This is a genomic window from Dermacoccus sp. UBA1591, from assembly GCF_002322065.1.
Taxonomy (GTDB): Bacteria; Actinomycetota; Actinomycetes; order Actinomycetales; family Dermatophilaceae; genus Dermacoccus; species Dermacoccus nishinomiyaensis.
The window spans coordinates 32,697-42,138 of sequence record NZ_DCNR01000030.1 but is presented as its reverse complement, the minus strand read 5'-3'; the positions used below and the strand labels follow the sequence as shown (position 1 = coordinate 42,138).

Below are 9,442 nucleotides of genomic sequence, written 5' to 3'. Positions count from 1 at the left end.
ACCGGGATGATCGTGAGGTCGTTCTCCATCGCCAGGTACAGGTTGGCGAGCGTCTGCGCCTCGATGCCCTGCGCGGCGTCGACGAGCAGGACGGCGCCCTCGCACGCGGCGAGCGAACGCGACACCTCGTAGGTGAAGTCGACGTGCCCCGGCGTGTCGATCATGTTGAGGCAGTAGGTCGTACCGTCGAGCTCCCACGGCATGCGCACAGCCTGGCTCTTGATCGTGATGCCGCGCTCGCGCTCGATGTCCATGCGGTCGAGGTACTGCGCACGCATGGCCCGATCCTCGACGACGCCCGTCTTGCTCAGCATCCGGTCGGCGAGCGTCGACTTGCCGTGGTCGATGTGCGCGATGATGCAGAAGTTGCGGATCTGCTCCGGCGGCGTCGCGGCGGGCTCGAGTGCCTTGCGGGCCATGGGTGACAACGTGATACCTCGAAGTTCGTCGGGTCGGTGTTCGCCGCCGCGCGCCCTGGAGGCGGCGATGACGCATCGATCTGCGGCCGCCCGTCGCGCCCCGCGAGGAGCACACCGGCGACCCTTCATTCTTTCACGCCCCGACACCCCTGCCGCACGCGTCACGTACGACGGCCGACGCGACACGTGCATCCAGCGCACGCGAAGAGAGCCCCACTACGATGCGAGACAGATACGCGTCGATCGGGTGTCGTCGAGCACGCGTTGTCGAACCGACGACGCATCACCCACGCCATACCGGTGGACCCGACGAGCCACTCCCCACAGGAGGCCAGCCCATGGATCTCGACCACACCCTTCGCCCCGCGGCAGAGCGCGTCAAGCAATCCGCCGTCGTCTCCGCACTGATCGTCGCCGCGCTGTGGATCATCGAGGCCCTCGACGTGCTGACGCACCACGCCATCGACGCCGCCGCCTCCCTGAAGGCCTGGGAGGTGAGCGACCTGTGGTCGATCTTCACCATGCCGTTCGCACACTACGGGTGGGCTCATCTCGAGGCGAACAGTGCGTTGCTGCTGCCGCTCGGGTTCGTCCTCGCCCTCAGCGGCCTGGCCGTCCTCGCGCGTGTGACGTTCATCGTCACGTGCACGTCGGGGCTCGCCGCGTGGCTGCTCAGCCCGCCGTACACGGCCGTCGCTGGTGCCTCGGGCGTCGTCTTCGGGTGGCTGACGTACCTCATGGTCCGAGGATTCTGGACGCGCCGCTGGCCCGAGGTCGTCGTGGGGCTCGTCCTCGCCGTCGTCTACGGCAGCGTGCTGTGGGGTGTGCTTCCGCAGAGCACCCACGTTTCGTGGCAGGGTCACCTCGGTGGCGCGATCGGCGGTGTTCTCGCCGCGAAGCTCGTCAGCGATCGGACGGCGTCCTCAGGCTGATCCGCACGGCCCGAGCGTGCCCACGATGACGGCAGAGCTGGGCGAATCAGCGCGGCCACCTCGCGCCACCAGGGGCGCGCTCAGCCTGCGACGGCGGCGCGGCGCGACGTCCATGCCGAGACCAGCGTGATGACGGCGCCCGCCGCCGCGAGCACGGCACCGACGCGCGAGCACCACTCGTACCCGAGCCCCGCGTCGAGGACGACGCCGCCGAGCCAGGCGCCGAGGGCGTTGGCGGCGTTGAGCGTCGCGTGGTTGAGAGCGGCCGCGAGCGACTGGCCCTCGTGGGCGACGTCCATGAGCCGCGTCTGGATCATCGGCACCATGATCGTCGGCACGCAGCCGAGCAGGAACACGAACACGACCGCGCTGACCTTGTTGTGCGCGGCGAAGCCGAAGAGCGACAGGATGATCGCGATCGTCACGAGGCAGCCGAAGATGCCGCGCATGAGCCCGCGCATGGCGACGCGTTCGGACAGGAACGCACCCGCCGTCATGCCGATGCCGTAGATGACCAGGATGACCGGCACGACGGCGTCCGAGAAGCCGGTGAGCTCCGTCATCGTCGGCGCGATGTAGCTGAACGTCGAGAACATGCCGCCGAAGCCGACGACACCGATCGCGAGCGCGAACCACACCTGCGGGCGCGTCAACGCCTTCAGTTCACCGGTGACGGACGTGACGCCCAGGGAGCCCTGGTGCGGGATCCACAACCACACCGCAACGACGGTGAGCAACGCGATGACGGCGACGAGGGCGTACGGCCACTGCCAGCCCAGATGCTGCCCGAGCCACGTCGAGACGGGCACGCCGACGATGTTCGCCACCGTCAGGCCAGCGAGCATCATCGACACGGCCCAGGTGCGCCGGTGCTTCTCGACGAGGGTGGCCGCGACGACGGCGCCGATGCCGAAGAACGCGCCGTGCGGCATGCCCGCGACGAAGCGCGCGAGCAGCAGCATCGGGTAGCTCGAGGCGAGCGCCGAGCCGATGTTGCCGACGAAGAACGCGACCATGAGTCCGAGCAGGACGTTCTTGCGCGGCACCTTCGCGAACAGCATCGTGACGAGAGGCGCACCGACGACCACGCCGAGCGCGTACGCCGACACCGCGTGACCGGCGCTCGGAATCGAGATGCCGAGACCCCGCGCGATCTGCGGCAGCAGACCCATCGTGACGAACTCCGTCGTGCCGATGGCGAAACCGCCGAGCGCCAGCGCCAGGATCGCCAGACCGGCTCGCGGGTAGCTGCCGTGGCGGTTCGAGCGTTCGGCGTCGACGGCCTCGTCGTCGCAGATGTCATGCAGCGCGGTTGCTTCGGTCACCGATCCATTCTTCCGCACCCGTACCCCTACCCCGAGCCGCTGAGGGGGTGCGCACGGCGTGCGTTTCATCACCCGTCGTCACCTGCGTCCGTCGTTCGTGTGAGAGCGCAACCGGGCGGCCGGCGCGTGCCCCGCACCCGGCGCTCGCCCGGACGGGCTACGTTCGGACCATGAACCTGCGCACCGTCGCCGTCCGCCTCTCCCGCGCCCTCGCACGTGGGGGCATGAATGCGCTCCTCGACCCCGAACGCCGTGGAACGTCGTCCACGCGGCGCCGCGCCGACGCCACGGTCGGGCCCGACGGACGCCGCGCGGGTGCACCGACGTCGCACCGTCACGACGACGCGCCCAACGCTCGTCCGGCCGGCTCTGCGCACCCGTATGGTGGCGACTGGACGGCCCCGCTACCCGCGACGGCCTATGCGCCGCATGACGACGGGCATCCCGATCCGGGTGAGGTCGTGTGGGCGTGGGTGCCGTACGAGGAGGACCACTCGCAGGGCAAGGATCGTCCGGTTCTCGTCATCGCCCGGCACCCGGAGCTGGAAGACGTCGTCCTCGCGCTTCCACTGACGAGCAAGGATCACGACCGTGACGCCGCGCAGGAAGCTCAGGCGGGGCGTCACTGGATGGACGTCGGCTCCGGCGCCTGGGACAACCGCGGACGACGCAGCGAGGTGCGCCTCGACCGAGTCCTGCAACTCGACGTCACCAGGGTGCGACGCGAGGGTTCACACATCGACGAGCAGACGTTCGACGCCGTCGTCGCCGCCGCCCGCACCCGCTCCCTGGGCCGCTGAGCACCCGCCCCAACGGCGAATCCCGTCCACATCGGCGATTGTCGTCCACCTCTGCGAAGCTCGGTCACATTCGCGCGACGTCATCGACGCAGCGGGCGGCCGAGAGTCACAACGCCATCGACAGGTGCTGGAACGGCCCTTCGTCGCTGAAACCGGCCTTGCGGTAGAGCGCGTCGCCGCTCTCGGTGGAGAACAGCGAGACCCAGCCGGCCTCCTGCTCGCGACACCACTGCAGTGCGGCGTCGAGCAGTGCCGTGCCGCAGCCGCGGCCGCGGAACTCGGCGTCGGTGCACATGTCGCCGACGTACGCCGAGCGACCCGAGCCGTCGGGGCCGGGCAGGTGCTGTTCGACGGTCGCCGTCACGCACGACGCGAGCGGCGAGCCGGGGCCCGCGCCCTCGACGCGGTCGATGACGAAGCACGCGTACCCGTCGGAGGCGAGCAGCTGGCGCGCGACGCGGGCGCACCGTTCGCGCCACGCGTCGTCGAGTTCGATGTCGAAGGGCCACCCGTCGATCATGAGCAGCGCCTTGAGGCGCACGATCTCGGGGACGTCATCCTGGGTGGCGCGGCGAATGTTCACGATCCGCACCCTAGCGCGGCACGCCCCGGAGCGGGTCGTCCTCGCCCGCACGCCAGTCCCCGGTTACCGATACCGCGCGTACCTACGTTCAGGTAACCTCGGCTTCAGCCGCGTGTCACGCCGCCTCGAACGGCGCTCGCACACCCCGACGCACCGTCACTCACGGAAAGGGCCGAGATGACTTCGACCACCAACCAGGCCTCCCTCGCCGACAAGGGCCAGGCCATCGCACTGCGCCTTCTCGCCAAGGCCGGCGGGCACGATCTGCTCAAGAACCCGGCGATCCGCTCCAAGGTCGAGCGTGCCCTCTACCAGGGCAGCAAGTCCGGTTTCAAGGCTCAGACGGTGGCCGGGCGCGCCTTCACCAAGAAGGCCGGCTCGGGCGACGCGGCACGCACCGCCCCGACGAAGCCGCGCCGCGAGTTCGACCTGACGCCCACCGAGGATCAGGAGACGATCGCCGCCGTCGCCGCCGAACTGGCCGACGAACTGCTGCGTCCCGCCGCGGCGAAGGCCGACGCGGAGCGCGCCCTGCCCGACGAGATCCGTGCGCAGGCCACCGAGATGGGCCTGACGCTCGTCGGCGTCCCGGCCGAGCTCGGCGGCATCGCCGAGGAGCGCAGCGCCGTGATGACGGCCCTCGTTCTCGAGCAGCTCGCCCGCGGCGACATGGGCCTCGCCGTTGCGATCATGGCACCGGCCGCCGTCGCGACCGCCATCGCGGGCTACGGCACGTCCGCGCAGCAGGAGACCTACCTGCCCGCCTTCACCGACGAGAAGAAGCCCGCCGTCGCCGCGCTCGCGCTCGCCGAAGCGGGCCCGCTCGCCGACCCGCGCACCCCCGCGACGACGGCCACCCGGGACGGCGCCGACCTCGTCATCACCGGCGAGAAGGCGCTCGTGCCGTGCGCCGATGCCGCCGAACTGTTCGTCATCAGCGTCATGCTCGACGGCGCCGCGCGCCTCGTCATCGTCGAAGCCGGCACCGAGGGCCTGACGACGAGCGACGAGCCGGCGATGGGCGTGCGCGCTGCGCACACCGGGCGCCTGCACCTCGCCGGGGTGCGCGTGCCCGCCGAGAACCTGCTCGGCAAGGCTGACGACACCCTCGATGCCATCCGCCGCTCGCGCCTCGCGTGGGCCGCCCTCGCGTGCGGCACCGGCCGCGCCGTGCTCGATCAGGTCAGGCAGTACGTCGTCGAGCGCAAGGCGTTCGGTGAGCCGATCGGTCACCGTCAGGCCGTCGCGTTCACCGTGTCGAACATCGCGATCGAACTCGATGGGCTGCGCCTCGTCACCCTGCGCGCCGCGGCGCGTCTCGACGCCGGAGACGACGCCGGTGCCGCCGAGACCATCGCTCACGCCCGCGCGCTCGTCGGGATGCACGCCACGCAGATCGGCTCCGACGCCGTGCAACTGCTCGGCGGACACGGCTTCGTCAAGGAGTTCGACAACGAGCGTTGGTACCGCGACCTGCGCGGCGCCGGCGTCCTCGAAGGTGGCGTCAGCGTCTGAGCTCGCCGCTCCGCTGCGCCACCAGCCCTCCTCTTTCCGCGTTTTTTCAGCAAAGGACCCAGTGATGATCGACCTCGAGATCCCGAAGAAGTTTGTCCCCCTCGTCAAGCAGGCCGGCTCGATGGCCGACGAGGTCTTCCGCCCCGTCAGCCGCAAGTACGACCTCGCCGAGCACACCTACCCCGCCGAGCTCGACCTCGTCTCCGCCCTCATCGACGGCATGACCGACTCGGGTGCGAGCAACGGCGCGGGCGCCGCCGGTTCCACGCGCGCCAAGGACGGCACCGACCAGGCCCCGGCCAGCACTGACGCCGACGAGGCGACGGGCGTGACGAAGCCCGCGTCCGGCACGAAGGCCGGCAAGGTCAACAAGAACGGCGCCAACATGAGCTCGGCGCTGTCGATCATGCAGACGTGCCGTGGTGACGTCGGGCTGACGCTGTCGATCCCGCGTCAGGGCCTCGGCAACGCCGCCATCGCCGCCGTCGCGAACGACGAGCAGAAGGAGCGCTACGGCAACCGCTGGGCTGCCATGGCGATCACCGAGCCCGACACCGGCTCGGATTCGGGCAACATCCGTACGACCGCGACGAAGGACGGCGACGAGTACGTCCTCAACGGCGAGAAGATCTTCGTCACCTCCGGTGAGCGCGCCGAACTCGTCGTCGTATGGGCGACGCTCGACCGTTCGCTCGGCAAGAAGGCGATCAAGTCGTTCGTCGTCGAGCGCTCCAACCCTGGCCTCAAACTCGTGCGTCTCGAGCACAAGCTCGGCATCCGCGCCTCCGACACGGCGGCGTTCGTCCTCGAGGACTGCCGTGTGCCCGCGAACGATCTGCTCGGTGACCCCGAGATCCGCACCGAGGGCGGCTTCGGTGGCGCAATGCAGACGTTCGACAACACGCGCCCCCTCGTCGCGGCGATGGCCGTCGGTCTGACGCGCGCCTGCCTCGACTTCACCCGCGCGGCCCTCGAGAAGGCCGGCCACGGCCAGGACTGGGACGCGCCCGTCGCCGCCCAGACGTACGCCTCGGCGCGCCTCGTGCAGATGGAGGCCGACTACGAGTCGGCGCTACTGCTGACGTTGCGTGCCGCGTGGATGGCCGACAACGGCAAGCCCAACTCGATGGAGGCGTCGATGGCGAAGGCGAAGGCGGGCCGCACGTGCGTCAACGTCGCGCTGCAGTGCGTCGAACTCGTCGGAGTCGACGGCTACGCCGAGAGCGAGCTGCTCGAGAAGTGGGCGCGTGACGCGAAGATCCTCGACATCTTCGAAGGCACGCAGCAGATCCAGTTGCTCGTCGTCGCTCGTCGCCTGCTGGGTCTGACGAGTGGGCAGCTGAAGTAATCTCGCTCCCCTTGTCGATCATCGCCCGGAAACGCCTCGTCCCTGACGCGTTTGCGGGCGATGATCGTTCGGCGGGGCGCACTGCGCGCGGGGCGGCGGCCTTCTCACCAGAAGCATCGCTCGTGAAGTTGAATCGTGAAGTGACCCCCGGTGTCACAGCCATACGAGACATGGGTCAGATTGTGGTGTGACCACCTGATGCAGCCTCTTCGCGAACGCCAAGTGCCGCGCGCTGTTCATCTCTCGGATGCTGCTCATGGTCAGTGCCGTCATGGGGGACGTTCGCGCTGGGCGTCGTGATGTTCGACCAGACCCGCTCCCCCTTGTTGACCGCGCTGGTCATGTTCGGCCGGCCACTGGTCCAGCTCGTCACGTCGCGCTACCTGCTCGCCTCGAGCGACCTCCTGCGCCCGCGCACCGCCATGATGATGACGGGCGTCGTCGCCGCCTGCGTCGACAGCATCCAGGTCATCCCGTCACTGCCGTGGTGGATGCGCTTCGTGCTCGTCGCCGTCATGCACTCCGCCCTCGTCGCGACCATCGCGCTGCTGTCGGACATCGTGCCCAAGGAAGCGTTCGTCCTCGGGCGCGCAAACGCTCAACATGACGGTGAGCACCGTCCAGGTCGTCGGCAACGCCCTCGGCGCCATCCTGCTGACGTGGGTGGCCCCTACGAACCTGTTCCTCATCTCCGCCGGCGCGGCCGTCGTCGCCGTCATCGGCACCCGCATCGGCCTGCAGGACTACCGGCCAACGACTCCTGCTGCCGCTGCGCCCGCTGCTCGCCGCACCGTTCCTCGTGTTCGCCCCCTCCACCCGCCGATCGTGCTCGCCGCGCTTTTGGGCGGCCTCGCCGCCATCGGCTACGCGGCCGCCCTGCCCCTGCAAGAACGCCTCGTCGTATCCATCGACCTCGCCACCAAGGGCCAAGCCTTCGGCCTGCTCAGCACAGGCACCATGGTCGGCCAAGCCGCCGGCGCGCTGCTCATCGGAGGCATCGCCGATGTTGTCGAAGCCGCTGCCGCGATGACGATCGCCCCTGTGCTCGCCATCATCACGTCGCTGATACTCATGCCGGCGCTGCGCGGGACGATGCCTGCCGATGACAAAGCCGTGGCGATGGCGTGACGATGGGCTCACGCGGCGTGGCGGCGAGGTTCACGCGCTTCGCGCGTCGTGGCGTGGCGGCGCGAGGTCCAAGCGCTTCGCGCGTCGTGGAGCTATGGGGACTCCGTCGGGCTCGCTAGCGCTCGCCCTCCTCCTCGAGTCACAGAGTTCAACAGAGATAGAGAAAGACCCTCACCGAACGAAAACCGTGTACGGTGAGGGTCTTTATCTGTCTCGGTGGAGCTATGGGGATTCGAACCCCAGACCTCTTCCATGCCATGGAAGCGCGCTACCAACTGCGCCATAGCCCCGTGACCCACTCACGTGAGCACTCGCAGAACGTTACCTCCTCGACGCAGCAAGTCCAACTCGAGTTCACCCCGATGCGACGACTCCTCAGGGTCACGCGCTGCGTGCGTGCACCGCTGGGGCGTCGCGCGTCCCAGCGTCGCGCAGGCACACGGGCTTCGCGCGTCGGACCTATGGGGACTCTGTCGGGCTCGCTGACGCTCGCCCTGCTCCTCGAATCACAGAGTTCGATCAAAGACAGAAACAGAGGACCACCCAGACGAAAAGCGTGTCTGGGTGGTCCTCTGTCTCTGTCTTGTGGAGCTATGGGGATTCGAACCCCAGACCTCTTCCATGCCATGGAAGCGCGCTACCAACTGCGCCATAGCCCCGCACTCAGCTCGTGAGCAACCCGTGTACCTTAACCGGCCGGTCACCCACGAAGCAAATCACCCGCACGCACGCCGCGAACCTCGACCCACGAACGGTCACGCCGCCTTCGGACGCTTCTTGCGCACGTACACGAGACGCCTCGCATGCGCGACGACCGTGCCGTCAACCAACGTCAGATCACACTCGAACCAGCGCAATACCTTCGACCCGTCAGCGGCCTGCGCACGGATCTCCTCGACGACGTCCTTGGGCATCTCGTACACGCCGTACACCGTCGATGTGCCCGGCGAACGGAACTCGATCTCACACGCCTGATCCCACACGAGATACTCCGGACCCAACTGATGCATGAGCAGCAACGGGAAGAAGGCATCCGTCATCGCGTTGATCGACCCACCGAACGCCGTGCCGTTCTGGTTGCGATTCAGCCGATTGAGCTTGAGTTCGACGCGCGCTTCGCTCCAGTCGTCCGAGAACGACTTCACCCGCAATCCCATGCCCACCAGCGGCGGGTAGAAGTTCATGAGCCGCCCGAACGTGCGCGGCGACATCCGCTTGCGCTCGCGCCCCGCGTGCCGACTCATCGCCGCACCTCGTCCCCGCGACGGGCCTCGTCCGCACGGCCCGCGACGGGCACACCCACGAGACGGTTGATCGCCGGTGAGGCCAAGCCCATCCCGACACCACCGAGGATCGGCGGCAACCACGCCCCGAACGCGTCGTCGAGGACGC

Annotated in this window: 11 protein-coding genes and 2 tRNA genes; 5 read left to right on the top strand and 8 right to left on the bottom strand. The window is 68.9% G+C overall.

All coding sequences use genetic code 11. The annotated features are described in order from the left end of the window. Positions 1-428: GTP-binding protein (locus tag B2284_RS03590; protein WP_286697197.1), on the bottom strand; the 428-nt coding region annotated here is incomplete at its 3' end. Positions 429-757: 329 nt separating this feature from the next. Here B2284_RS03590 and B2284_RS03585 point away from each other — a divergent pair. After that, positions 758-1,351 (top strand): rhomboid family intramembrane serine protease, encoded by a 594-nt coding sequence (locus B2284_RS03585; RefSeq protein WP_074045583.1) that lies wholly within the window; start codon positions 758-760, stop codon positions 1,349-1,351. A gap of 80 nt (positions 1,352-1,431) precedes the next feature. On the opposite strand, the gene B2284_RS03580 is transcribed toward B2284_RS03585, so the two are convergent. Continuing rightward, entirely contained in the window at positions 1,432-2,676 is a 1,245-nt protein-coding gene (locus tag B2284_RS03580) for an MFS transporter (protein WP_006944205.1), read from the bottom strand. A gap of 170 nt (positions 2,677-2,846) precedes the next feature. Between B2284_RS03580 and B2284_RS03575 the strand changes: the two genes are divergently transcribed. Next, positions 2,847-3,476, top strand: a complete 630-nt coding sequence (locus B2284_RS03575) for a type II toxin-antitoxin system PemK/MazF family toxin (RefSeq protein WP_006944316.1) — start codon at positions 2,847-2,849, stop codon at positions 3,474-3,476. A gap of 106 nt (positions 3,477-3,582) precedes the next feature. Here B2284_RS03575 and B2284_RS03570 read toward each other — a convergent pair whose 3' ends face one another. Next, complete coding sequence (locus tag B2284_RS03570; protein WP_006944311.1) at positions 3,583-4,059, bottom strand: GNAT family N-acetyltransferase; 477 nt, start codon at positions 4,057-4,059, stop codon at positions 3,583-3,585. 177 nt (positions 4,060-4,236) lie between these two features. On the opposite strand from B2284_RS03570, the gene B2284_RS03565 reads away from it, so the two are divergent. Both B2284_RS03565 and B2284_RS03560 read left to right on the top strand, forming a co-directional pair. Further along, complete coding sequence (locus tag B2284_RS03565) at positions 4,237-5,574, top strand: acyl-CoA dehydrogenase family protein (RefSeq protein ID WP_083607193.1); 1,338 nt, start codon at positions 4,237-4,239, stop codon at positions 5,572-5,574. Positions 5,575-5,638: 64 nt separating this feature from the next. Beyond that, positions 5,639-6,922 carry an acyl-CoA dehydrogenase family protein gene (locus B2284_RS03560; RefSeq protein WP_074045582.1) on the top strand — a complete coding sequence of 428 codons (1,284 nt, stop codon included), beginning with the start codon at positions 5,639-5,641 and terminating at the stop codon, positions 6,920-6,922. A 175-nt stretch (positions 6,923-7,097) separates the two neighbouring features. Here the strand turns inward: B2284_RS03560 and B2284_RS03555 are convergent, their stop codons facing one another. Together B2284_RS03555 and B2284_RS03550 are read right to left on the bottom strand one after the other, a co-directional pair. Continuing rightward, a complete protein-coding gene (locus B2284_RS03555) occupies positions 7,098-7,295 on the bottom strand; it encodes a hypothetical protein (RefSeq protein WP_131941192.1) in 198 nt (65 codons plus the stop codon). 6 nt (positions 7,296-7,301) lie between these two features. Next, positions 7,302-7,481: a hypothetical protein gene (locus tag B2284_RS03550; RefSeq protein WP_074045581.1), complete on the bottom strand. Its 180-nt coding sequence runs from the start codon at positions 7,479-7,481 to the stop codon at positions 7,302-7,304. A 44-nt stretch (positions 7,482-7,525) separates the two neighbouring features. On the opposite strand from B2284_RS03550, the gene B2284_RS03545 reads away from it, so the two are divergent. Then, positions 7,526-8,050 carry a hypothetical protein gene (locus B2284_RS03545; protein ID WP_074045580.1) on the top strand — a complete coding sequence of 175 codons (525 nt, stop codon included), beginning with the start codon at positions 7,526-7,528 and terminating at the stop codon, positions 8,048-8,050. A 217-nt stretch (positions 8,051-8,267) separates the two neighbouring features. Here the strand turns inward: B2284_RS03545 and B2284_RS03540 are convergent. From B2284_RS03540 to B2284_RS03530, 3 genes are all read right to left on the bottom strand, one after another. Further along, positions 8,268-8,340 (bottom strand) — tRNA-Ala (locus B2284_RS03540). Positions 8,341-8,636: 296 nt separating this feature from the next. Next, positions 8,637-8,709, bottom strand: a tRNA-Ala gene (locus tag B2284_RS03535). Positions 8,710-8,805: 96 nt separating this feature from the next. Continuing rightward, the gene (locus B2284_RS03530; RefSeq protein ID WP_083607192.1) at positions 8,806-9,294 is read right to left on the bottom strand and encodes a DUF4442 domain-containing protein; all 489 of its coding nucleotides are present in this window, start codon (positions 9,292-9,294) and stop codon (positions 8,806-8,808) included. Between the last annotated feature and the right edge of the window lie 148 nt (positions 9,295-9,442).

Excerpts from the sequence above, each read along its gene's own strand:
- B2284_RS03550 (WP_074045581.1), bottom strand. The coding sequence starts at position 7,481 with ATGTCCGACAGCAGCGCGATGGTCGCGACGAGGGCGGAGTGCATGACG.
- B2284_RS03560 (WP_074045582.1), top strand. The coding sequence starts at position 5,639 with ATGATCGACCTCGAGATCCCGAAGAAGTTTGTCCCCCTCGTCAAGCAG.
- B2284_RS03545 (WP_074045580.1), top strand. The coding sequence starts at position 7,526 with ATGACGGTGAGCACCGTCCAGGTCGTCGGCAACGCCCTCGGCGCCATC.
- B2284_RS03530 (WP_083607192.1), bottom strand. The coding sequence starts at position 9,294 with ATGAGTCGGCACGCGGGGCGCGAGCGCAAGCGGATGTCGCCGCGCACG.
- B2284_RS03565 (WP_083607193.1), top strand. The coding sequence starts at position 4,237 with ATGACTTCGACCACCAACCAGGCCTCCCTCGCCGACAAGGGCCAGGCC.
- B2284_RS03575 (WP_006944316.1), top strand. The coding sequence starts at position 2,847 with ATGAACCTGCGCACCGTCGCCGTCCGCCTCTCCCGCGCCCTCGCACGT.
- B2284_RS03585 (WP_074045583.1), top strand. The coding sequence starts at position 758 with ATGGATCTCGACCACACCCTTCGCCCCGCGGCAGAGCGCGTCAAGCAA.